Source organism: Tardiphaga sp. GW821-FHT12E02 (genome assembly GCF_058807155.1).
Window position 1 is genome coordinate 2,926,717 of sequence record NZ_JBXAQK010000001.1, and the last position, 21,284, is coordinate 2,948,000.

At 62.6% G+C, this 21,284-nt stretch carries 20 protein-coding genes and 1 tRNA gene; 14 read left to right on the plus strand and 7 right to left on the minus strand.

Annotation, left to right across the window (positions count from 1 at the left end):
- Positions 1–152: 152 nt before the first annotated feature.
- From AC1RQ5_RS13685 to AC1RQ5_RS13700, 4 genes are all read left to right on the plus strand, one after another.
- Positions 153–1,376, plus strand: a complete 1,224-nt coding sequence (locus tag AC1RQ5_RS13685) for a CaiB/BaiF CoA transferase family protein (RefSeq protein WP_493199597.1) — start codon at positions 153–155, stop codon at positions 1,374–1,376.
- A gap of 3 nt (positions 1,377–1,379) precedes the next feature.
- The gene (locus AC1RQ5_RS13690; protein WP_493199598.1) at positions 1,380–2,546 is read left to right on the plus strand and encodes an acyl-CoA dehydrogenase family protein; all 1,167 of its coding nucleotides are present in this window, start codon (positions 1,380–1,382) and stop codon (positions 2,544–2,546) included.
- A gap of 191 nt (positions 2,547–2,737) precedes the next feature.
- On the plus strand, positions 2,738–3,874 hold the full coding sequence (locus AC1RQ5_RS13695; RefSeq protein WP_493199600.1) for a thiolase family protein: 1,137 nt from the start codon (positions 2,738–2,740) through the stop codon (positions 3,872–3,874).
- Entirely contained in the window at positions 3,871–4,236 is a 366-nt protein-coding gene (locus tag AC1RQ5_RS13700; RefSeq protein ID WP_493199601.1) for a Zn-ribbon domain-containing OB-fold protein, read from the plus strand. Before AC1RQ5_RS13695 ends, AC1RQ5_RS13700 begins: the two co-directional genes overlap by 4 nt.
- A gap of 129 nt (positions 4,237–4,365) precedes the next feature.
- Here AC1RQ5_RS13700 and AC1RQ5_RS13705 read toward each other — a convergent pair whose 3' ends face one another.
- Entirely contained in the window at positions 4,366–5,229 is an 864-nt protein-coding gene (locus tag AC1RQ5_RS13705; RefSeq protein WP_493199603.1) for a LysR substrate-binding domain-containing protein, read from the minus strand.
- A 98-nt stretch (positions 5,230–5,327) separates the two neighbouring features.
- Between AC1RQ5_RS13705 and AC1RQ5_RS13710 the strand changes: the two genes are divergently transcribed.
- Positions 5,328–6,344: a bile acid:sodium symporter family protein gene (locus tag AC1RQ5_RS13710; RefSeq protein WP_493199604.1), complete on the plus strand. Its 1,017-nt coding sequence runs from the start codon at positions 5,328–5,330 to the stop codon at positions 6,342–6,344.
- Positions 6,345–6,549: 205 nt separating this feature from the next.
- Here the strand turns inward: AC1RQ5_RS13710 and AC1RQ5_RS13715 are convergent, their stop codons facing one another.
- Entirely contained in the window at positions 6,550–7,677 is a 1,128-nt protein-coding gene (locus AC1RQ5_RS13715) for an S-(hydroxymethyl)glutathione dehydrogenase/class III alcohol dehydrogenase (RefSeq protein WP_493199606.1), read from the minus strand.
- A 108-nt stretch (positions 7,678–7,785) separates the two neighbouring features.
- On the opposite strand from AC1RQ5_RS13715, the gene AC1RQ5_RS13720 reads away from it, so the two are divergent.
- On the plus strand, positions 7,786–8,661 hold the full coding sequence (locus AC1RQ5_RS13720; RefSeq protein ID WP_493199608.1) for a DMT family transporter: 876 nt from the start codon (positions 7,786–7,788) through the stop codon (positions 8,659–8,661).
- Between the two features lie 216 nt (positions 8,662–8,877).
- Here the strand turns inward: AC1RQ5_RS13720 and AC1RQ5_RS13725 are convergent, their stop codons facing one another.
- Entirely contained in the window at positions 8,878–9,270 is a 393-nt protein-coding gene (locus tag AC1RQ5_RS13725) for a hypothetical protein (protein ID WP_398470780.1), read from the minus strand.
- A 75-nt stretch (positions 9,271–9,345) separates the two neighbouring features.
- A complete protein-coding gene (locus AC1RQ5_RS13730; protein ID WP_493199611.1) occupies positions 9,346–10,803 on the minus strand; it encodes a cryptochrome/photolyase family protein in 1,458 nt (485 codons plus the stop codon).
- A gap of 119 nt (positions 10,804–10,922) precedes the next feature.
- Between AC1RQ5_RS13730 and AC1RQ5_RS13735 the strand changes: the two genes are divergently transcribed.
- On the plus strand, positions 10,923–11,324 hold the full coding sequence (locus AC1RQ5_RS13735; RefSeq protein ID WP_493199613.1) for a DUF2177 family protein: 402 nt from the start codon (positions 10,923–10,925) through the stop codon (positions 11,322–11,324).
- 174 nt (positions 11,325–11,498) lie between these two features.
- Here AC1RQ5_RS13735 and AC1RQ5_RS13740 read toward each other — a convergent pair whose 3' ends face one another.
- On the minus strand, positions 11,499–12,158 hold the full coding sequence (locus AC1RQ5_RS13740; RefSeq protein WP_493199615.1) for a peroxiredoxin: 660 nt from the start codon (positions 12,156–12,158) through the stop codon (positions 11,499–11,501).
- A 390-nt stretch (positions 12,159–12,548) separates the two neighbouring features.
- Between AC1RQ5_RS13740 and AC1RQ5_RS13745 the strand changes: the two genes are divergently transcribed.
- Complete coding sequence (locus AC1RQ5_RS13745; protein ID WP_398475389.1) at positions 12,549–13,121, plus strand: hypothetical protein; 573 nt, start codon at positions 12,549–12,551, stop codon at positions 13,119–13,121.
- Positions 13,122–13,185: 64 nt separating this feature from the next.
- Here the strand turns inward: AC1RQ5_RS13745 and AC1RQ5_RS13750 are convergent, their stop codons facing one another.
- Positions 13,186–15,021 (minus strand): alkaline phosphatase family protein, encoded by a 1,836-nt coding sequence (locus AC1RQ5_RS13750; RefSeq protein WP_493199617.1) that lies wholly within the window; start codon positions 15,019–15,021, stop codon positions 13,186–13,188.
- Positions 15,022–15,177: 156 nt separating this feature from the next.
- On the opposite strand from AC1RQ5_RS13750, the gene AC1RQ5_RS13755 reads away from it, so the two are divergent.
- Genes AC1RQ5_RS13755 through AC1RQ5_RS13765 form a run of 3 tightly spaced genes read left to right on the plus strand, consistent with a single transcriptional unit; the run spans position 15,178 to position 18,361 of the window.
- Complete coding sequence (locus AC1RQ5_RS13755; RefSeq protein WP_398475385.1) at positions 15,178–17,196, plus strand: acetyl-CoA carboxylase biotin carboxylase subunit; 2,019 nt, start codon at positions 15,178–15,180, stop codon at positions 17,194–17,196.
- Entirely contained in the window at positions 17,193–18,062 is an 870-nt protein-coding gene (locus tag AC1RQ5_RS13760; RefSeq protein ID WP_493199620.1) for an isocitrate lyase/PEP mutase family protein, read from the plus strand. Before AC1RQ5_RS13755 ends, AC1RQ5_RS13760 begins: the two co-directional genes overlap by 4 nt.
- Positions 18,062–18,361 (plus strand): acylphosphatase, encoded by a 300-nt coding sequence (locus tag AC1RQ5_RS13765; protein ID WP_493199622.1) that lies wholly within the window; start codon positions 18,062–18,064, stop codon positions 18,359–18,361. The genes AC1RQ5_RS13760 and AC1RQ5_RS13765 overlap by 1 nt, the downstream gene beginning before the upstream one ends.
- Before the next feature lie 141 nt (positions 18,362–18,502).
- Here the strand turns inward: AC1RQ5_RS13765 and lipB are convergent, their stop codons facing one another.
- Positions 18,503–19,231, minus strand: a complete 729-nt coding sequence (lipB, locus tag AC1RQ5_RS13770; RefSeq protein ID WP_493199624.1) for a lipoyl(octanoyl) transferase LipB — start codon at positions 19,229–19,231, stop codon at positions 18,503–18,505.
- A gap of 84 nt (positions 19,232–19,315) precedes the next feature.
- On the opposite strand from lipB, the gene AC1RQ5_RS13775 reads away from it, so the two are divergent.
- The 3 genes from AC1RQ5_RS13775 to AC1RQ5_RS13785 all read left to right on the plus strand — a co-directional run bounded on the left by AC1RQ5_RS13775 (position 19,316) and on the right by AC1RQ5_RS13785 (position 21,250).
- Positions 19,316–19,558, plus strand: a complete 243-nt coding sequence (locus AC1RQ5_RS13775) for a FliM/FliN family flagellar motor switch protein (RefSeq protein ID WP_233025783.1) — start codon at positions 19,316–19,318, stop codon at positions 19,556–19,558.
- 112 nt (positions 19,559–19,670) lie between these two features.
- Positions 19,671–19,755: transfer RNA gene (locus tag AC1RQ5_RS13780), tRNA-Leu, on the plus strand.
- A 163-nt stretch (positions 19,756–19,918) separates the two neighbouring features.
- Complete coding sequence (locus AC1RQ5_RS13785) at positions 19,919–21,250, plus strand: leucine-rich repeat-containing protein kinase family protein (RefSeq protein ID WP_493199626.1); 1,332 nt, start codon at positions 19,919–19,921, stop codon at positions 21,248–21,250.
- Positions 21,251–21,284 lie beyond the last annotated feature (34 nt).

Consider the following 21,284-nt stretch of genomic DNA (forward strand, 5'->3'; position numbering starts at 1 on the left):
GTGAGTGTACTGGATCGCCCGGTCAAGCCGGGCGATGACAGTGAGGGGCATCGGCCTCCCGCGCATAAGGCTCCGCGCCCAGCGCCCTTGCGCCTGCAAAGCTGCTGCCGCTAAGACGAAAGCAATCACACGCTTTTCGGGAGCAAACGGCTTTGGCGGGACCACTTCACGGGATCAAGATCATCGACATGACCTCGGTGATGATGGGGCCTTATTGCACCCAGACGCTGGGCGACTATGGCGCCGATGTCATCAAGGTGGAGTCCCCCGATGGTGACGTGGTCCGCGCGATCGGGCCGATGCGCAATCCCGGCATGGGACCGATTTTCCTCAATACCAACCGCAACAAGCGCTGCGTCTGTATCGACCTGAAAAAGGACGAGGGTCGCGAGGCGCTGCTGAAGCTGGTCGCGAGTGCCGATGTGCTGGTCTACAATGTCCGCCCGGCGGCGATGGTCCGGCTCAATCTCGGCTATGACGTGGTGTCGAAGATCAATCCGCGCCTGATCTATGCCGGCGTGTTCGGCTTCAGCCAGGCCGGCCCCTATGCTGCAAAGCCCGCTTATGACGATCTGATCCAGGGCGCCACTGCGCTTGCCGCCTTGAACGCGCGGATCAGCCCGGACGGCGTGCCGCGTTATGTGCCGAATGCGCTGGTCGATCGCATCGTCGGTCTCAATGCGCTCGGCGCGATCCTCGCCAGCGTCATCCATCGCGACAAGACCGGCGAGGGCCAGCGCGTCGATATTCCGATGTTCGAGACCATGGCGGGCTTCATGATGGGCGACCATATGGGCGGCCTCACTTACGATCCGCCGCTCGACAAGGGTGGCTATGGCCGTCACCTGTCGCCGGATCGCCGGCCGTACCAGACCTCAGACGGCTATATCTGCGCCATGGTCTATAACGACAAGCAGTGGAAGAGCTTTCTCAAACATGTGGGCCGCGAGGAGCTGTTCGATGATCCGCGCTTCGCGACCTTCCCGCAGCGCATCCAGCATATCGACACGGTGAATGCCGAACTGTCGCGCATCTTCAAGACGAAGACGACGGCGGAGTGGGCGAAGCTGCTCGACGAGGCCGACGTGCCATCGACGCCGATGCATACGCTGGAAAGCATGATGCAGGATCCGCATATGCTGGCGACGGATTTCTTCCAGCAGGTCGAGCATCCGACCGAAGGCGCGGTGCGCAACATGAAGGTCGCCGCGACCTGGTCGAAGACACCGGTGGACCTGTCGCGCCTCGCCTCGCATCTCGGCGAGCAGAATGCCGAAGTGCTGGCCGAGGTCGGCTATACGCCCGAGCAGATCGAGAAATTGCACAAGGACGGCGTGCTGAAGCAGGCCGCCATGCCCGATACGTCGGAGCTCTGACGCATGGATTTCGCCCTCGACGCCAACCAGGAATCCATCCGCGATACGATCGACAAGATCTGTTCGCGCTTCGACGATGCCTACTGGCTGAAGAAGGACAAGGAGGGCGGTTTTCCGATCGAGTTCCACAAGGCGATTTCCGATGCCGGCTATCTCGGCATCTGCATCCCCGAGGAATATGGCGGCTCCGGTCTCGGCATCACCGATGCCGCGATCATGATGCGGGCGATCTCGGAATCCGGCGCCGGCATGTCGGGCGCATCAGCCGTGCATATGAATGTGTTCGGGCTCAATCCGGTGGTGGTGTTCGGTACGCCGGAACAGTGCCAGCGCATGCTGCCGCCGATCGTCGCCGGCACGGAAAAATCGTGCTTCGCGGTGACCGAGCCGAATACGGGGCTCAATACGACACAGCTCAAGACCCGCGCCGTGCGCAAGGGCGATCGCTACATCGTCAACGGCCAGAAGGTGTGGATCTCCACGGCGCAGGTCGCCGAAAAGATCCTGCTGCTGGCGCGCACCACGCCGCTGGACGAGGTGAAGAGCCCGACCCATGGGCTCAGCCTGTTCTATACGGATTTTGATCGATCGAAGATCACCGTGCATGAGATCGAGAAGCTCGGCCGCAAATGCGTGGACTCGAACGAGCTGTTCTTCGCCGATTTCGAGATCCCTGTGGAGGATCGGATCGGCGAGGAGGGGCGTGGCTTCGAGTATATTCTGCACGGCATGAACCCGGAGCGCATCCTGATCGCGGCGGAAGCGGTCGGGCTCGGCAAGGTCGCGCTGAAGCGGGCGGCGGCCTATGCCAAGGAACGCAACGTCTTCAATCGCCCGATCGGCCAGAACCAGGCGATCCAGCATCCGCTCGCGAAGAACTGGATGGAGCTGGAAGCCGCGTGGCTGATGGTGCTGTCGGCCGGCTGGCAATACGACAACAATATGCCCTGTGGTCCGGCTGCGAATTCCGCAAAATATCTGGCGGGCGAGGCGGGCTATCATGCCTGCGAGCAGGCGGTGATGACCCATGGCGGGTTTGGCTATGCCAAGGAATATCATGTGGAGCGATATTTGCGGGAATCGCTGATCCCGCGGATTGCACCGGTGAGCCGGGAGCTGATTTTGAGCTTCATCGCCGAGAAGGCGCTGGGGCTGCCGAAGTCGTATTGATGAGAAACGAGACCGATGCGATGGCGCTCTGTTCACCTCCCCCACCGGGGAGAGGTCGCCGCGTCTTCGCGGCGGGAGAGGGGGCGCCACAAACTCTTGCAGAGCGTGTGGCTCCCCCTCTCCCTAACCCTCTCCCCGGAGGGGAGAGGGGACTGTTCGGCGTGTGTGGCAAAGACTGGAGCTAACCCAAGATGAGCTACATCACGGGCGTCGGCCTTCTTCCTTACGGCAAGCATGAAGGCTCATCGACCATCGACCTGATGTCCCGCGCCGCCGAGCTCGCGCTCGCTGACGCCGGCCTCAAGCGCGCCGATATCGATGGTTTCCTGTGCGGCTATTCCACGACCATGCCGCATATCATGCTGGCGACCGTGTTCGCCGAACACTTTGGCATTACGCCGTCCTACGCCCATGCGATCCAGGTCGGAGGCGCCACCGGCATGGCGATGGCGATGCTGGCGCATCAGCTTGTCGAGGGCGGTGTCGCCAGGAACGTCCTCGTCGTCGGCGGCGAGAACCGGCTCACGGGCCAGAGTCGCGATGCCTCGATCCAGGCGCTGGCGCAGGTCGGACATCCCGTTTACGAAGTGCCGCTCGGGCCGACCATCCCGGCCTATTACGGCCTCGTCGCCAATCGCTATATGCACGAATATGGCGTGACGCAGGAAGACCTCGCCGAATTCGCGGTGTTGATGCGCAAGCATGCGCTGACCCATCCCGGCGCGCAGTTTCACGATCCCATCACGGTCGCCGATGTGATGGCGTCGAAGACCATCGCGACCCCGCTCAAGCTGCTCGATTGCTGTCCGGTGTCCGATGGCGGCGCGGCTTTCGTGGTCAGCTACGAGCCGACATCCGATCAGAAAATCCGCGTGCGCGGCGCTGCGCAGGCGCATACGCATCAGCACATCACCGCTGCGCCTCCACTCTCCGGCCTCGGCGCCGAGATCGCGATTGCACGCGCGAGGCAGGCAACCGGCATCGCCATCTCCGATGTCCGCTATGCGGCGGTCTATGACAGCTTCACCATCACGCTGGCGATGCTGCTGGAAGATCTCGGCCTTGCCGGCCGCGGCGAGGCTGCCGCAAAGGTCCGCGATGGCCATTTCGGCCAGCACGGCGCGATGCCGCTCAACACCCATGGCGGGTTGCTCTCCTACGGCCATTGCGGCGTCGGTGGTGCCATGGCGCATCTGGTCGAGACGCATCTGCAGATGACCGGCCGGGCCGAGAACCGTCAGGTCAAGGATGCCTCGGTCGCGCTGCTGCACGGCGATGGCGGCGTGTTGTCCTCGCATGTCTCGATGTTCCTGGAGCGCGTGTCATGAGCAGTCTCAAGCCCGCTGCCGACTGGACCATGGGCACGGAAGACATCAGCTTCCAGTCCTGTCGCGCCTGCAATGCGATCCAGTATTTCCGCCGCAGTTTTTGCGCGGCTTGCGGCTCGACCGATCTCGACGACAAGGTGTCATCAGGTGAGGGCACCGTCTATGCGACGTCGCTAGTTCTCCGCGCGGGCACGCCGGAAGCGCGCGAGCATGTGCCCTACAATATCGTTCTCATCGATACCGCGGAGGGCTTTCGCATGATGGCCCACGGCGCCAATGATCTCGTTATCGGCGACAAGGTGAAGGCGCGGTATGCGCAATTCACCGGTCGCATCGTGCCGTTCTTCGAAAAGTCTTCGTAAGCCAAAAGCGCGGGGCCGTAGGATGGGTTGAGCGTAGCGAAAACCCATCATTCCGTCGATTGCCGCAAGCTCCGCCGATGGGTTATCGCTCCGGCGCTGCCGCGCCTTCGCTCAACCCATCCTACGGGCCTAACCTTGGCGATCGCGCGGCCCCGCCCAGTTCATGATCGTCGCAGCGAGTGCTTCGACCGCGGGCGGCGGGTGGTCCGGCGTGATCACTGCGAACTGAATATCGGGCAGTTTTGGCAAGCCTTCGCGCGACGACAGGATCGTCAAACCCGGTGGCATCAAGCGCACGGAATGCGGCAACAGGCCGATACCGGCACGTGCAGCCGCAGTCAGGCCGGACACATTGGCGCTGGTGAAGGCAATGCGCCACCGTCGTCCCGCCGCTTCGAGTGTCTCCAGCACGCCGACGCGCGTGATGCTTGGCGGTGGATAGAGGATTAGCGGCAGGGGAACGTCGGGATCGAGCCTGAATTCGGGATGTGCCATCCATTCGATCGGCTCCTTCCAGGCGATCCTGCCGCGGCTGTCGCCGGCACGCTGCTTCACCAGCGCCAGATCGAGGCGGCCCGCATCGAATGAGGTGCGCAGATCCTCGCTCAAGCCGGAATGCAATTCGATATCGAGTTCGGGATGACGACGCGCGAAAGCCGCGAGCACGTTCGGCAGGGCCGACAACACAAAGTCTTCCGATGCGCCGAAGCGCAGCCGGCCACGCAGTGGTGCCGCCGACAGATGCTGCTCGAGATGGGCATAGCGCTCCAGAATGGAGCGGGCGTGATCGAGCAGAATGTCACCGTCCGGAGTCAGGCCGACCCGGTGGGTGCTGCGGTCGAACAGGCGGCGGCCGGTCTGCTCTTCAAGACGGCGAATGTGCTGGCTGACGGTGGATTGTTGCAGGCCCAGCATCCGGGCCGCACCGGTGAAGCTGCCGGCATCGGTCACCGCTACGAAGGTCTGCAGGAGATCGACGGGTACGTAATCCATGGTCATCACAATACATGATGACTGATATCGTTGTTATGGGGATTTTGCATCAAGGCGGGAGAATCTAGATCTGGGTCATCAGACAAAGGCTCACTGCGATGACTTCCTCTTCACGCCGGCATATCAAACTACCGATCGATGCATTTCTCACGTGGTTGATGGCCACGGTTGCGCTGGCAGCCGTCTTGCCCGCACGCGGCGAGGCCGCTGTTTATGTCGATCACGTCGTCACCGCGGCGGTGGCGCTCCTTTTCTTGCTTTATGGCGCGCGCCTGTCGCCAACCGCGGTGAAGGAAGGGCTGCTGCACTGGCGGTTGCAGTCGATGGTGTTCTCCAGCACCTATCTGCTGTTTCCGCTGGTCGGCGTCGTGGCAAGCCTCGCGCTGCGTCCGTATCTGCCGGCCGATCTCGTGACCGGCATCCTCTTCATGTGCCTGCTGCCATCGACCGTGCAGTCCTCGATCGCCTTCACCTCGATCGCGCGCGGCAATGTGCCGGCGGCGCTGTGCAGCGCATCGGTCTCCAATCTGCTCGGCGTCGCGCTGACGCCGGTGCTGGTGTCGCTCTTGCTGTCCTCGGCCGGCGGAGGTTTCTCGCTGGTCGCCTTCGAAGAGATTGCCGCGCAGATCGTGGCACCTTTCGTTGTCGGTCAGCTGATCCGTCCTTGGGTTGGTGCATGGTTGCTATCGCATTCGCGTTTCACTTCGACCGTCGATCGTGGCTCGGTGCTGCTCATCGTCTACGCTGCCTTCAGCGCGAGCATGGTTGAAGGAGTTTGGAGCCAGCTCTCGGTCGGCAGTCTGGCTGCGGTTCTTGCCGTCGATGTGGCGGTGCTGGCGCTGGTGATCGTCACCACGATGCTCGCCAGCCGCTGGATGGGCTTCTCGACCGAGGACGAGATCGCCATCGTGTTCTGCGGATCGAAGAAGAGCATGGCCAGTGGCATTCCGATGGCAGCGATCCTGTTTCCCGGGCATGCCCTCGGCCTGATCGTGCTGCCGATCATGCTGTTTCACCAGGCGCAACTGTTCGTCTGCGCAATCCTGGCGCGGCGCTATGCGAAGCGTGGGGATGAGGATGGTGTCGCGGGTGAGGGCGCGATGCTGTCGACGTGATGTAGCGTGGAGTTGGACAACAGAACTCCGTTTTCCCTCCCCCTTGTGGGGAGGGTGGCCGCGCGAAGCGCGGACGGGTGGGGGTCCCCACGTGACGTAGAGCTTGTGGGAACACCCCACCCGTCTCGACGGCTGCGCCGTCGATCCACCCTCCCCACGGCGCGGCTGCGCCGCTTGGGGGAGGGATAAGAAAGAGCGCGTCGCTTTAAAACGTCACCACGCCCCGGATCGATTCACCTGATTTCATCAGATCAAATCCCTTATTGATGTCGCTGAGCGGCATCACATGGGTGATCATCGGGTCGATCTGGATCTTGCCCTGCATATACCAGTCGACAATCTTCGGCACATCGGTGCGGCCGCGTGCGCCGCCGAACGCCGTGCCCTTCCATACACGCCCCGTCACCAGCTGGAACGGCCGTGTCGCGATCTCGGCACCCGAGGGCGCCACGCCGATCACGATCGACTGGCCCCAGCCGCGATGACACGACTCCAGCGCCTGCCGCATCACGGTGACATTGCCGGTGCAATCGAATGTGTAATCGGCGCCGCCGATCTGGTCGGCACCCTGCTTGGTCATGTCGATGAGGTGAGGGACGAGGTCCTTGCCGAGCTCCTTCGGATTGACGAAATGCGTCATGCCGAAGCGCTCGCCCCAGGCCTTGCGGTCATTGTTGATGTCGACGCCGATGATCATGTCAGCACCGGCAAGACGCAGGCCCTGCAGCACGTTGAGGCCGATGCCGCCGAGACCGAACACGATCGCCTTGGCGCCTTGCTCCACCTTGGCGGTGTTGAACACGGCACCGACGCCGGTGGTGACGCCGCAGCCGATGTAGCAGACCTTGTCGAAGGGCGCGTCCTCACGGATTTTCGCCACCGCGATCTCCGGCAGCACCGTGTAATTGGCGAAGGTCGAGGTCCCCATATAGTGGTGCACCGGCTTGCCTTCGAGCGAGAAGCGCGATGTGCCATCGGGCATCAGACCCTGACCCTGGGTCGAGCGGATCGCGGTGCAGAGATTGGTCTTGCGCGACAGGCACGACGGACACTGGCGGCACTCCGGTGTGTAGAGCGGAATGACATGATCGCCGGGCTTCACCGAGGTGACGCCGCGGCCGACCTCGCGCACGATGCCCGCGCCTTCATGGCCGAGGATGGCGGGGAAGAGACCTTCGGGATCGGCACCCGACAGCGTGAACTCGTCGGTGTGGCAGATGCCGGTGGCCTTGATCTCCACCAGCACCTCGCCATCGCGCGGGCCATCGAGCTGGACGGTGGTGATCTCAAGCGGCTTGCCGGCGGCAATGGCGACAGCGGCGCGAACATCCATGGCGAATTCCTTATGTGGTCAAACAAGTATCTGTCTTGTGATCGCAGCCGGGCTGGCCCGCGCAATCAGCCATTGCCGCTTAGCACATGATGGGGCACTGAGCAGCCCATGAATAAAGAGACAAATGCCCTCATGGCTGCGGCCACGCCCGTGCTGTTCGTGCTGCTCTGGAGCACCGGCTTCATTGGCACGAAATATGTCCTCAACGGCGCCGAGCCGCTGACCTATCTGACGGTGCGGATGATCGTGGCGGCGTCGATCATGGGCGTCATCGTCCTGCTCACGCGGCCGGCCTGGCCGGATCGCGCCGGCATCGGCCACAATATCGTCGCCGGCCTTCTGGTGCAGGGGCTCTATCTTGCCGGCACGGTGCTGGCGATCGCGCATCAGGTGCCGGTCGGCCTGTCGGCGATCATCCCCGGCCTGCAGCCGATCCTCACCTCGATCCTGGCAAGCCGCTTTCTCGGCGAGCGCGTGACGCCGCTGCAATGGGGCGGGCTCGTGCTGGGTCTCGGCGGCGTGCTGCTGGTGCTGCACGGCCGTCCGATGTCGGGCAATGCCGGCTGGGGCTGGGCGGCATCGGGGCTCTCATTGGTCACCATCACCATCGGTACGCTCTATCAGAAGCGCTTCTGCGGCGGCACCGACTGGCGGGCCGGGAGCTTCATCCAGCAAGTGGCGGCCATGGTGATGCTCGGCATCGGCGCGTTTCTGTTCGAGACGCGGGTGATCCACTGGACCACGGAATTCGTGCTGTCGGTGGCGTGGCTCGCGATCGTGCTGTCGATCGGCACCGTCGGATTGCTGTACTGGCTGCTGCGCCGTCAGGCCTCGAGCCAGGTGGCGAGCCTGTTCTATCTGGTGCCGGCAGTGACGGCGCTGATGGCCTACGTGCTGTTCGGCGAGAAGCTGGATGCGGTGGCGATCGTGGGCATGGTGGCCTGTGGCGCAGCGGTGCTGCTGGTCAATCGCGCGAAGGCCTAGCTGTCGTCCCCGCAAAGGCGGGGACCCATACCCGCTGTCGATCTGATGGAAACGCGATCGCTGCGACTATGTCATTGCGATTTCGCTGTCGGTGTCTATGGGTCCCCGCCTGCGCGGGGACGACCGCTGAGAGGTCGTCGCATCTCGTTCATCCCCAGACATGAAAAAGCCTCCGGACTTGGACCCGGAGGCTTTCACATCTGCGAGGAAGAAGGATTACTTCTTCTTGGCAGCCTTCTTGGCCTTCTTGGCGACCTTCTTGACGGTCTTCTTGGCAGCCTTCTTCACGGTCTTCTTGGCGGCAGCCTTCTTCACGGTCTTCTTGGCGGCGGCCTTCTTGACGGTCTTCTTGGCGGCCTTCTTCACGGTCTTCTTAGCAGCTTTCTTAGCCATTGGTGGTCTCGCTTTCTTGGTTGCCTTCTTTGAAGAGGATTTCTTCGCAGAAGCTTTCTTGGTGGACTTCTTCTTGGCCGGAGTCGCTTTCTTCGCAACTTTCTTCGCGGCCTTGGTAACTGTTTCGACCACCGAGGTGGCCGCTTCTTTGGTCGCACCGGCGGCGCTGCTCAGCGCATCCGTCACTTGTTCGATGATCGGAGTGTCGTCAGTCATAGCATCCCCCAGCGGTTATCGACTTTGCCACGTTAGTCCGATTCGGCGGTGTGTTGAAGTGCATGCGATATGCCGTCAACTACTTCGTATCGTCTTATACGCTTTTAACGCACGATCGCGACCTTCCTTGTGGTCGATGATCGGCATCGGATAGTCGCTGCCGAGTTTGATACCTGCTTCCTTCAGCTCCATCGGTGTTGCCGTCCACGGTTGATGAACGAGTTTTGCTGACAAGTTATTAAGCTCTGGAACCCATTTGCGAACGTAGTCGCCGTCGGGATCGAACTTCTCACCCTGCAGGATCGGATTGAAGACGCGGAAGTAGGGCGCAGCATCGGCGCCGGAGCCCGCGACCCACTGCCAGTTGGCAGGATTGCTGCCGCTGTCCGCGTCCACAAGCGTATCCCAGAACCACGCTTCGCCATGGCGCCAGTCGATCAAGAGATGCTTCACGAGGAAGGATGCGACCACCATCCGCACGCGATTGTGCATCACGCCGGTGTGCCAGAGCTCGCGCATGCCGGCATCGACCACGGGATAGCCGGTCAGGCCACGCTGCCACGCCTTTAATGCCTTGCGATCGGTCTTCCAGGGGAAGTCGTCGAAGGATTCCTGCAGATTGCGGGCGGCAAGATCGGGAATGTCGAACAGCAGATGCCGGCAGAAGTCGCGCCAGCCAAGCTCGCTGAGGAATTTGCCGACGTCGCTTGCGAGCTTCGGATCTTCATCCGCGGTGAATTGCGCGGCGTGCCAGACTTGCCTGGGGCTGATCTCGCCGAAGCGCAGATGTGGAGAGAGGCGCGACGTCCCGTCGCGGTCGGGGCGATCGCGATCGCCTGCATAGCCCCGGATGTCCTTGAGGAAGCGCTTGAGATGTTTGTGCGCCGCAGCTTCACCAGGCGTCCAGCTCTCGCGCAGACCGCCGGCCCAGTCTGGTTTGCTCGGCTCGAGCTTCCAGTCATCGAGCTTGTCGCTCTTCACTTTTGGTGCGGCGATCAGCTTCTTCGGCGCAGGCACGGGCTTTGCCGGGCCACCCATCGCGAGGATGCGCTTGAAGAACGGCGTGAAGACGCGCAGGCCGCGACCTTCCTTCATGCGAATGGTGTTCGGATGCGCCAGCAGGTCGCCCGGAAAGCTCTCGGTGCCGATATCGAGATCGGCAAGCGCTTCTGTGACCTCATCGGCGATGGCGAGATGCGGCGCCTGTGCGATCTCGTTCCAGTAGACGTGGCTCGCATTGATCTCGCGCGCGATGGAAGGGATCACCTTCGCCGCGGCGCCCTGGCGCAGCACCAGCGTGCCGCCAATGGCTTCGATCCTGTCGGAGAGCGCACGCAGCGACTGCGCCAGCCACCAGCGCGTGGCGCCACCCATCGGCCTCGCCTGTGGTGCTTTGATCTGCCTGCTCTGCTCGTCGAGCAAATAGAGACAGAGCACCGGCGCGCCAGACCTCGTTGCAGCATGGAGGGCCGGGTGATCCGAAAGGCGAAGGTCGTCGCGAAACCAGACGATGATGGGGGCTTGATCGGTCATGTCACCGATCTAACACGGATGTGGTGCGATCGATCCAGTCTCTGATACCGCGGCTTGCAACCTTGCGCGAGCTGATGCGTATTTCTTCGTAGTCATGACGCAACCGACCGGAGACTGATGTGAAGCGCAATGTGATTCTCTATCTGGCGACTTTCATCGTCATGCTGCCGCTCGATCTGCTCTTCCTCGGGCTCATCGCCAAAGGTTTCTTCCAGTCGCAGGTTGGCGACATGCTCGGCGATGTTCGCCTGGCGCCGGCCGTCCTGTTCTATTGTCTCTACATCTTCGGCATCCTGATCTTCGTCAGCGCATCGGCGGATGCGACGTGGCGCTCGACGCTGATCTATGGCGCGCTGTTCGGCTTCTTCTGCTACGCGACCTTCGAGCTGACCTCGCTGTCGCTGCTCAAGCACTGGACCTGGCCGGTGGTCGTCGTCGATATCGCCTGGGGGACGTTCGTCACCGCAACGGCGGGGACGCTGGGGCTGATCATCACGAATTGGCTGGCGCCGCGAACGTAGGATGGGTTGAACGGCGGCGCGGAGCGCCGGAGTGATAACCCATCAGCGGAGGCTGCCGCATCGACGGAATGATGGGTTTTCGCTTCGCTCAACCCATCCTACGTCCATCGCAAAACGAAAAGGCGCCGCGATCATCTCGCGGCGCCTTGTCGTTTCTGCAAGTCGTTCGCAGCGTTACTTCGGCTGCGGCACGATGCGGATGTAAGGCTTCGGTTCTTTCCAGCCGGCCGGATAGATCGTCTTCGCCTCGTCATTGGTGACGGAGCCGGCGATGATGACGTCCTGGCCCTGGCTCCAGTCCGCCGGCGTCGCCACGCGATGCTTGGCGGTGAGCTGCAGGCTGTCGATGACGCGCAGGATCTCCTGGAAGTTACGGCCGGTGGTCATGGGATAGACGAGGATCAGCTTGATCTTCTTGTCCGGCCCGATGACGAAGACGTTGCGTACGGTGGCGTTGTCATTGGCGGTGCGGCCATCGGCGCCGCCGGAGGCGTCGGCCGGCAGCATGTTGTAGAGCTTGGACACCTTCAGTTCGGTGTCGCCGATCATCGGGAATTTCGGCTCGGCGCCCTGGGTCTCGTTGATGTCGGCGGCCCACAGCGCATGCTTGTGCACGGGATCGACCGAGAGACCGATCAGCTTCACGTTCCGCTTGTCGAACTCCGGCTGCAGGCGGGCGAGGGCGCCGAGCTCGGTGGTGCAGACCGGGGTGAAATCCTTCGGATGCGAAAACAGCAGCGCCCAGCTGTCGCCGATCCAGTCATGGAATTTGATGGTGCCCTGGGTGGTTTCGGCTTCGAAGTCCGGAGCAACGGAATTGATCTGTAGAGCCATGGATCGACCTCATGTCCTGGGAAGGGATCGCGCGAATGCGTGCGTGGTCTGATTATAGGGAGATGGGGTCACGATTGGAACCGGTACGCAAAAAGGACAAGATCCTTCCTTCATCGGTGCGTCCAGGAGCATCGCGTTTCACGCAAGCCCTCTGCGACACAATGGCGTCGGCAATATCAAGTGATCAGATGCCGCGAAGTTGCCGCTCGCCGGGCGCAATGCCGCCGGAGGTGATCGCCACATCTGGTCGAACCAAGCGACGCCCGACCGCGACTGAACTGCAACGGTTGGGGATAAGAAAAGTGCCTATCCCGTCTCTTAACCGCTCGTTAATTCGCTCGTGGGATTTCCTAGGTATCCCGAAAAGCACTGCAAATAGAAGAGTTTGAAATGTCCACCGCTGCCGTTGCCGAGGTATTCGGCGCCCTCGAAATGTCCATCGCCGACCGCCGCGCCGCGGCCCAGGCTCTCACCGTCGTCCGCGACGGTGTCATCACCGGCGAAGGCCCGACCGCCGGGGGACGCATTCATTTCTCCCGCGCGCTCGACGCGGATGACGCCGCCTGGTGCGCGCGCATTCTTGGTGCATCGGCGCTCACGAGCCAGCCGGTCAGCCGCGACGAAGCCGAGGCGCTGTTTGCGATCAACGAGGCCGCGCGCGAGCGCAGCGATGACGGTCGCTTCGACGACCTGTTCGCTAAGGCCGTGGTGCATCACGCGGCGTCGGCGTCGGGCCTGCCGGTGCCGCCACGCGATGTTGCGCTGTCGCCCGACGTCTCCATCGACAGCTGGGCGCCGACCAAGGCGGTGGGTGTGAATGTCGAAGTGCTGGAATGGATCGCGTCGCAGATGCGCGCCAAGCGCGTCAGCAATGCCACCATCATGACGCTGCTCGCCGCCGTTGTTGGTGCTGCGACGTTGCCGCTCGCGCAGCTGCCGGCCGTGTTCGACATCGGCATGTAAGCCGGATTGCAGTTTCGCATACGAAAACGGCGGGGCATTGCCCCGCCGTTTCTTGTTTGGTGCGTTACTTCTTCGCGTCCAGTCCGACCGTGCGGCCGGGGAACCCAGCGACGTCGAAATAGCGTTGCTCTCCGACCTTCTGCCACACGAGAACGGTACGCAGGCCCTGGTCGTCGGGCTTCGAACGCGTGGTCTCCGAGGTCACCTTCGGTGTCTTGCCGTTCGGCATCGCTTCGGTCATCACGCGGCCGATCAGCTTGCCCCTGGCTTCGCGCTTGAGGCCGAGCAGGTAAGCGGCGGTGATGCCTGTATCGGCATTGCTCACGGGAAGCGGATTGACGAAGCCGGCTTTGAAGTCCGGGCCGATCGCCGCCATGAAGTTGTGCGTGTCACCGCGCCCGAAACTGCCATGCATGCCCTGGCCCTGACGCAGCACGGTGTCCGCGATCTCGACCTGACAGGCCGCGGGTTGATCGCAGCCGGTGGAATAGGAGCGGAACGAGACGGCGATGGCCGGATGCGGCGTGACCGCCTTGCCGGACAGATTGATCGCTGACAGCGGCAACGTGCCCGGGGGCGAGCCCAGTTCATCGGAGACGAAAATGCCGCTGATATAATCCTGCTTCAGCAGCGCTTTCACGGTCTTTGCAGCCAGTGCCTTGTCCTTGGTCGGCAGGTAGATCAGGTCGGAGCCGCCATTGGTGGCCACGATCAGATCCGGTTTGTCTTTATCCTTGCCGATGTAAGCATTACCGGCCTTCGGATAGGCGTTGTCGCCGACGGGGGCGAATTTGTCGTTCGGATCGAACAGCGGCAGGTCGAGCGATTTGGCGAGATCGATGGCCAGGAAGCCGAGCGGCAAAAAGCCTTCCGGTGTGTCGGGATAGGTGCCCTTGATGGTCGCCGAGGTCTTGCTCTCCTTCGAGATCGTCGAGAAGCCGTGATCCGCCGAGATCATGATGTTGGTATTCGCCGCGAGGCCGAGATCGTCGAGCGCCTTGCGCAGCTGCGCGAGATTATCGTCGGCATTCTTGATGGAGGCGAGCGAGGAGGGGCCGTTGATCCCTGGCGTCACCTTGTTGAGGCTGTCGCCCTGATTGTGCTGGGTGCCATCGGGATCGCGCGACCAGAACACCAGCACGAACGGCTTGTTGCGGGCCTTGAACATCGGCAGGACCACTTTGGTCGCGACGTCGGCCATGTAAGCCTGCTGCTTGACGTTGGCTTCGGTGGTGCCAGGCGTCTTGGCATCGCCGGCCTTGCCATTGTCGCCGCGGCCGGGCGTTTCAAGCGCGAAGCCGGCTTTGCCGAGCGCGTCCTTCATCTCGTCCGAGAGCGGAATGCCGAGCAGCTTGCCGGCCTTGTCGACGCCGCCGGTCTGGTCGTCGATGGTGATCGTCTCCTTGCCGGTGCGTTCGGTGTGATCGAACATCAGGGTCGGGCCGACCTTGCCGATGGCGGCCGTCGAGAAGCCCGCCTTGCGCGCGGCCTTCAGCAGCGTTTCCTCGTTCAGATAGTCGCCGTTGAACTGTTCATCGAGATCGCCGAGCACCTGGTCGTGCTCGATGAAGGGGATGGTGCTGCCGTTCTGCACCGGGGTCGGATGCCCCGTATAGATCGAATTGGAGAACACGCCGCTGTCGCCGAGATAGTGCCCGGAGGCCATGCCCGAGGCATTGGCCATGGTGAAGGTCGGAAACAGCGAATGCGAATTCCTGAAATTGACGCCCTTATCCCGCACCGCGGACATGGCAGGTGCCGTTTCTGGCGTCACCTTCAGCGCCCGGAGCCCATCAGGTACGAACAAAATGAGGTTGCGGGGCGGACTGTTTTGGGCGAACACCGTTGTCGCACAGATAAGAGAGACACTCAGGGAGAGGATGGTGGCAGCGCCGCGCATGAAACACCTCGCTTCAGGACATTTCGGTCGATCGCGACCGGGCCTCTTTTTTAGATTTCGTCCGCGACAGAATTGTTACGGATGCGGCGCCATGTCACATTGTGCCGCCGGTTTCATCTTCCCGATCCCGCCTCAAGGTTGCAAGCAAGACAGCTCATGTTCAAAAAGATTCTGATCGCCAATCGCGGCGAGATCGCCTGCCGCGTCATCAAGACCGCCCGCAAGATGGGTATCAAGACGGTCGCCGTTTATTCCGAGGCGGACCGCGATGCGCTCCATGTCGAGATGGCCGATGAGGCCGTCTTCATCGGGCCGCCGGCTGCCGCCGAAAGCTATCTGCTGATCGAGAAGATCGTGGAGGCCTGCAAGGCGACCGGCGCGGAAGCCGTGCATCCCGGCTATGGCTTCCTGTCCGAGCGCGAGGCATTCCCGCGCGCGCTGGAAGCGGCTGGCATTGTTTTCATCGGTCCGAACCCCGGCGCCATCGCAGCCATGGGCGACAAGATCGAATCCAAGAAGGCGGCCGCCGCGGCCAAGGTCTCGACCGTCCCCGGCCATCTCGGTGTCATCGAGGATGACAAGCACGCCGTGAAGATCGCCGACGAGATCGGCTATCCCGTGATGATCAAGGCCTCGGCCGGCGGCGGCGGCAAGGGCATGCGCATCGCGCATTCGACCTCCGAAGTCGCCGAAGGTTTCAACCTCGCCAAGGCGGAAGCGAAAGCCTCGTTCGGCGATGACCGCGTCTTCATCGAAAAGTTCATCGTCGATCCACGCCACATCGAAATCCAGGTGCTCGGCGACAAGCATGGGAATGTGATCTATCTCGGCGAGCGCGAATGTTCGATCCAGCGCCGCAACCAGAAGGTCATCGAGGAGGCGCCGTCGCCGCTGCTCGACGAAGCCACGCGCCGCAAGATGGGCGAGCAGGCCGTGGCGCTTGCCAAGGCCGTGAATTACGACTCGGCCGGCACGGTGGAATTCGTCGCCGGGCAGGACAAGAGCTTCTACTTCCTGGAAATGAACACCCGCCTGCAGGTCGAGCATCCGGTGACCGAACTCGTCACCGGCGTCGATCTCGTCGAGCAGATGATCCGCGTGGCGGCCGGCGAAAAGCTGGCGCTGGCGCAGAAGGATGTCACGCTCACCGGCTGGGCGGTGGAATCCCGTGTCTATGCGGAAGATCCGTTCCGCAACTTCCTGCCATCCATCGGGCGCCTGGTGAAGTATCGCCCGCCGGCCGAGAGCCATATGGAAGGCGGCGTCACCGTGCGTAACGACACCGGTGTGCAGGAGGGCGGCGAAATCTCGATCTATTACGATCCGATGATCGCCAAGCTCGTCACGCATGCACCATCGCGCGCGGCGGCGATCGATGCACAGGCCAATGCGCTCGATGCCTTCTATGTGGACGGCATCCGCCACAACATCCCGTTCCTGTCGGCGCTGATGGTCCATCCGCGCTGGCGCAGCGGCAATATCTCCACCGGCTTCATCGCCGAGGAATTCCCGAACGGTTTTGCCGCCAAGGCGCCGGAAGGTGATGTCGCCCGCCGCATCGCCGCGGTCGCTGCGGCTGTCGATGCCGTTTATGGCGAGCGCAAGCGTCAGATCTCCGGCCAGATGATCGGCCGCCCGGTGGTGCGCGCCGGTCGTCGTGCCGTCTGGCTCGAGCGCGAGGAAGTGCTGCTGGATGTCGCGCGCGACGGCGATGCGACGACGGTGGCCTTCATCAATGCAGATGGCAAAGCCGGCGCGGTGCATCATGTGGTGTCGTCGTGGAAGCCCGGCGTGCCGGTCTGGGATGGCAAGATCGATGGCCATCACGTCGCCATGCAGGTGCGCCCGCAGGCGTCGGGCATTCGCATCGCGCATCAGGGCTATGAGGTCGCGGTGAATGTCTACACCGAGGCCGAAGCCGCTGCCGCGCGCCTGATGCCGATCGGCGTCAAGGCGGATACCGGCAAGAAATTGCTCTGTCCGATGCCGGGCCTCGTGGTCTCGATTGCGGTGACCGAAGGCCAGGAAGTCAAAGCCGGCGAGACCCTTGCCGTGGTGGAGGCGATGAAGATGCAGAACGTGCTGCGTGCCGAACGCGACGGCACCGTCAAGAAGATCCATGCCGCTGCTGGCGCAACGCTGGCGGTGGACGCGCTCATTCTTGAATTCGCGTGACCACGTTCCGGCAACGCCGTTACGGATTGCGGGCCATCCTGGCCGGCGATCGCTGCGTGCGGCCGGGATCGGTCTATGACGCGATCTCGGTGCGTATCGCTGAAGACCTCGGCTTCGAGGTCGGCATGTTCGGGGGCTCGGCAGCGTCGCTTGCCATTCTCGGCGATCCCGACATCGCGCTGATCACACTGAGCGAACTCACCGAGCAAATGCGGCGGATGTCACGCGCCGGCTCACTGCCGGTGCTGGTCGATGCCGATCACGGCTATGGCAATGCGCTCAATGTCCGCCGCACGGTGGAGGAGCTGGAAGCCGCCGGCGCCGGTGGTCTCACCATCGAGGATACGCTGCTGCCCGCCGCCTACGGTGAGGCCAAGGCGCAGGTTATCTCGGCGGACGAGGGGCTTGGCAAGGTCAAGGCTGCGCTCGGCGCGCGGCAGGATCCGGCGCTGGTCATTGTCGGCCGAACTGGTGCCGCCTCGATCACGTCAGTCGATGATGCGATCGCGCGCGCGAGGTCCTATGAGGCTGCCGGCGTTGATGCGATCATGTTCACCGGCCTCAAGAACCGCGCCGAACTGCAGGCCGCCAGTGCTGCAACGAGCTTGCCGATTGTGCTCGGCACGTCCAGCGACGACATGATCGACTGGGATTTCCTCAGCGCCCAGCGCGTCCGCATCTGCATCCAGGGCCATGCGCCGATTTCGGCGGCAATGGCCGCGGTGCATGCGACGCTGAAGGCCGTGCGTGAGGGGGCAGGGCCGAAGGAGCTGAAGAACCTCGCTTCCGCCGAGCTGATGGAAAATGTCACCCGCGGCGCTGTCGTCAAGCAGCGCGGCGTCGATTATCTCGGGCTGAAGAAATAATGGCCATCGTCATCCGCCATGTGATCGTCACGGGGCGGGTGCAGGGCGTTGGCTACCGTGCCTGGACCGGCGATCAGGCCATCATGCTCGGCCTGCACGGTTGGGTGCGCAACCGCCGCGACGGCAGCGTCGAGGCGGTGTTCGCCGGGCCTGCCGAGCTTGTCGCGGAGCTGATCGAGGCCTGTCATCGCGGGCCGCCGCCGGCACGCGTGGACAATGTGGTGGCGAGTGATGCCACGGCCGACATGCTGGCGCTGCGCGATGCCCGCGAGACATTCTCGCAGCTGTCGACGATCTGATTACGAATCCAATAGACTCCACCCTCATCCTGAGGAGCCGCGGAGCGGCGTCTCGAAGGATGGCCGCGAGCGCTGACGTACGCCATTCATGGTTCGAGACGGCGCTATCGCGCCTCCTCACCATGAGGGCGGAGTCGGCTGTCAGGCGATCGCTGCGGTGTCGATGTCGTGCATCTCGCCGAACACCTCGCCAAATGCGGTCCTCAGCGCGACGTCCACATCCGTCATCGTGACAGGCAGGCCGAGATCGACCAAGCTCGTCACACCGTAGCGCGGATCGACCACACCGCAGGGCACGATCGCATCGAAGTGGCCGAGGTCCGGTTCCACATTGATGGCGATGCCGTGGAACGAGACCCAGCGCTTCAATCGCACGCCGATCGCCGCGATCTTGTCTTCAAAACCCGCACCCTTGTCAGGCCGCGCAACCCATACGCCGACGCGATCCTCGCGCCGCTCGCCCTTTACGTTGAACGCGGCGAGGGTGCGGATGATCATGTCCTCCAGCGCTGCCACATAGGCGCGGACATCCGGCCGCCGGGCTTTCAAGTCGAGCATCACATAGGCCACGCGCTGGCCGGGCCCGTGATAGGTGATCTGGCCGCCGCGACCGGTCTCGAAAACCGGGAATCGGGCGTCGAGCAGGTCGTCGTCCTTGCCCGATGTTCCAGACGTATAAAGCGGCGGATGTTCCAGCAGCCAGACCAGCTCCGGCGCCTCGCCATTGGCGATGGCGGCCACCCGCGCTTCCATGGCGGCGACCGCCTCGGGATAGGGAATCGGGGCATCCTCGATCCGCCATTCCACGGGAGGGCCGGCGGCACCGCGGGAAAACGGTGTCAGATCGAGGGCTTGGCGGTCATTAACCATTGGCTAACCATAAGCGTGCTGTTCTCAGGCTCAGTCCTGACGCGCGGGCGCGCAGGGTCCTTTATCTGTGACTGTGGGGCCGACGTGCCAACCCTCGACAATATTTCCGTAGATATCATGGTGGTGCTCGGCACCACCACTATGCCTGTGCATCAGGTGATGCGCCTCAGCCGCGGCGCCATCATCGAGCTCGACGCCACCGAGCAGGACGAGGTGAAGATTCTCGCCAATAACCTGCCAGTTGCCTCCGGTTCGGTCATGGTCGATCGCAACCGCATCGCGGTCGAGGTCAAGCAGATGCTGCCGCGCTCTCCGGAGCGCAGATAATTTTCCCCACAGGGCGATGGGGAACGCGGTTCAGGCCTTGTGCCCCCATCATAGGTTTGTTACATCGGCGCCGGTTGATCCGGCCGGGCGATTTGCCCGCCGGTCTTTTCCAGCGCTCGTGGCGGAATTGGTAGACGCGCTGCCTTGAGGTGGCAGTCCGTAACAGGGTGAAGGTTCGAGTCCTTTCGAGCGCACCAATTCAAAAAACCCTGCAGCTGTGATGGCTTGCGGGGTTTTTTCATAGGTGGGGCAAGCTCTGCGGGCAAGGCGATTGACCGCTCTTGCCAGCGTTTTGGCCGCTCGCCTTGCGGCGCCCGTTCACAGTAAGAGGGCGGATCTGAATAAAGGTGTTAGATTCCAATGATGCACACGATGGAACAGCTGTATTCCGGTGCTTTGTCCGGCATCAAGCACCTCCGGTTGTCTTGCGGGCTGGAGACGTTTCCGGCGGAGATTTTTGATCTCGCCGATAGCCTCGAAATCCTCGATCTGTCTGGAAATGCCCTCTCGGCCTTGCCGAGCGATTTTGGCCGGCTGCGGAAGCTGCAGATCCTGTTCTGTTCCGACAATCACTTTACCGAACTACCGGATGTTCTCGGCGACTGTACCGAATTGAGCATGATCGGATTCAAGGCAAATCAGATCGTTGATGTATCTCCGCGCGCTCTGACGGCCAAGCTGCGCTGGCTCATCCTGACGAACAACAAGGTGAGATCGCTGCCGGCCGAGATTGGCGACTGCAGCCAGCTGCAGAAGCTGATGCTCGCTGGTAACCAACTTGCGAGCCTTCCAGAGACGTTGGCGAGGTGTCGTCGGCTTGAATTGATCCGCCTGTCTGCCAATCGACTGCAGGCGTTTCCTGAATTCCTTCTGGCATTGCCGCGCCTGTCCTGGCTGGCTTATTCAGGCAATCCCTTCACTGCAGGCCTTGAGGCAGCAGCTGTTGCCGGCTCCGTCGTGCGCGATATTCATTGGGCCGATCTGCACATCGATGATGTGTTGGGGCAGGGTGCCTCCGGTGTCATTCACCGGGCGCGTCTTCGCGATGCTGACAAGGTCGACCGGACTGTTGCCGTCAAGTTGTTCAAGGGAACGATGACGAGCGACGGCACGCCAGAGTCCGAACTCGCAGCGTCGATGGCTGCGGGATTGCATCCAAATCTCATTGCGTTGAATGGACGCGTTGCGGGACATCCCGGCGGGACGAGCGGGCTTGTGATGGAACTGATCGGGCCCGAATTCTGCAATCTCGCGGGCCCGCCGAATTTCGAGACCTGCACGCGCGATGTCTATCCCGCGGATACGCGCTTCAGTCTCCCGGCGGTACTGCGAATGGCATCAGGCGTCGCCTCGCTTGCACGCCATCTGCATGAGCAGGGCATCATGCATGGCGACCTGTACGCCCATAACACGCTTCATGACGGCTGCGGGCAGGTCTTGCTCGGCGATTTCGGCGCTGCGTCGTTTTACGAGTGCGGCGGCGCGCATGCGAAAGGCCTCGAACGAATTGAGGTCAGGGCCTTTGGCTGCCTGCTGGAAGAATTGATCGAGCGATTCGTCGATGTCGATGAGAACAGCCATCGGCTTGCGCTGCTGCGAGGTTTGCAGTCAGACTGCCTGTCCGACGCGCCCGCGCAACGCCCATCGTTCAGTGAGATCGATCGGCGATTGGCAGGCGCGAGCGCAAGCTAGCATCGACCGCGACTCCCAGAGGACGTTCCCTGCG

Excerpts from the sequence above, each read along its gene's own strand:
- AC1RQ5_RS13690 (WP_493199598.1), top strand. The coding sequence starts at position 1,380 with ATGGATTTCGCCCTCGACGCCAACCAGGAATCCATCCGCGATACGATC.
- AC1RQ5_RS13695 (WP_493199600.1), top strand. The coding sequence starts at position 2,738 with ATGAGCTACATCACGGGCGTCGGCCTTCTTCCTTACGGCAAGCATGAA.
- AC1RQ5_RS13700 (WP_493199601.1), top strand. The coding sequence starts at position 3,871 with ATGAGCAGTCTCAAGCCCGCTGCCGACTGGACCATGGGCACGGAAGAC.
- AC1RQ5_RS13705 (WP_493199603.1), bottom strand. The coding sequence starts at position 5,229 with ATGGATTACGTACCCGTCGATCTCCTGCAGACCTTCGTAGCGGTGACC.
- AC1RQ5_RS13710 (WP_493199604.1), top strand. The coding sequence starts at position 5,328 with ATGACTTCCTCTTCACGCCGGCATATCAAACTACCGATCGATGCATTT.
- AC1RQ5_RS13715 (WP_493199606.1), bottom strand. The coding sequence starts at position 7,677 with ATGGATGTTCGCGCCGCTGTCGCCATTGCCGCCGGCAAGCCGCTTGAG.
- AC1RQ5_RS13720 (WP_493199608.1), top strand. The coding sequence starts at position 7,786 with ATGAATAAAGAGACAAATGCCCTCATGGCTGCGGCCACGCCCGTGCTG.
- AC1RQ5_RS13725 (WP_398470780.1), bottom strand. The coding sequence starts at position 9,270 with ATGACTGACGACACTCCGATCATCGAACAAGTGACGGATGCGCTGAGC.
- AC1RQ5_RS13730 (WP_493199611.1), bottom strand. The coding sequence starts at position 10,803 with ATGACCGATCAAGCCCCCATCATCGTCTGGTTTCGCGACGACCTTCGC.
- AC1RQ5_RS13740 (WP_493199615.1), bottom strand. The coding sequence starts at position 12,158 with ATGGCTCTACAGATCAATTCCGTTGCTCCGGACTTCGAAGCCGAAACC.
- AC1RQ5_RS13745 (WP_398475389.1), top strand. The coding sequence starts at position 12,549 with ATGTCCACCGCTGCCGTTGCCGAGGTATTCGGCGCCCTCGAAATGTCC.
- AC1RQ5_RS13750 (WP_493199617.1), bottom strand. The coding sequence starts at position 15,021 with ATGCGCGGCGCTGCCACCATCCTCTCCCTGAGTGTCTCTCTTATCTGT.
- AC1RQ5_RS13755 (WP_398475385.1), top strand. The coding sequence starts at position 15,178 with ATGTTCAAAAAGATTCTGATCGCCAATCGCGGCGAGATCGCCTGCCGC.
- AC1RQ5_RS13765 (WP_493199622.1), top strand. The coding sequence starts at position 18,062 with ATGGCCATCGTCATCCGCCATGTGATCGTCACGGGGCGGGTGCAGGGC.
- lipB (WP_493199624.1), bottom strand. The coding sequence starts at position 19,231 with ATGGTTAATGACCGCCAAGCCCTCGATCTGACACCGTTTTCCCGCGGT.
- AC1RQ5_RS13785 (WP_493199626.1), top strand. The coding sequence starts at position 19,919 with ATGATGCACACGATGGAACAGCTGTATTCCGGTGCTTTGTCCGGCATC.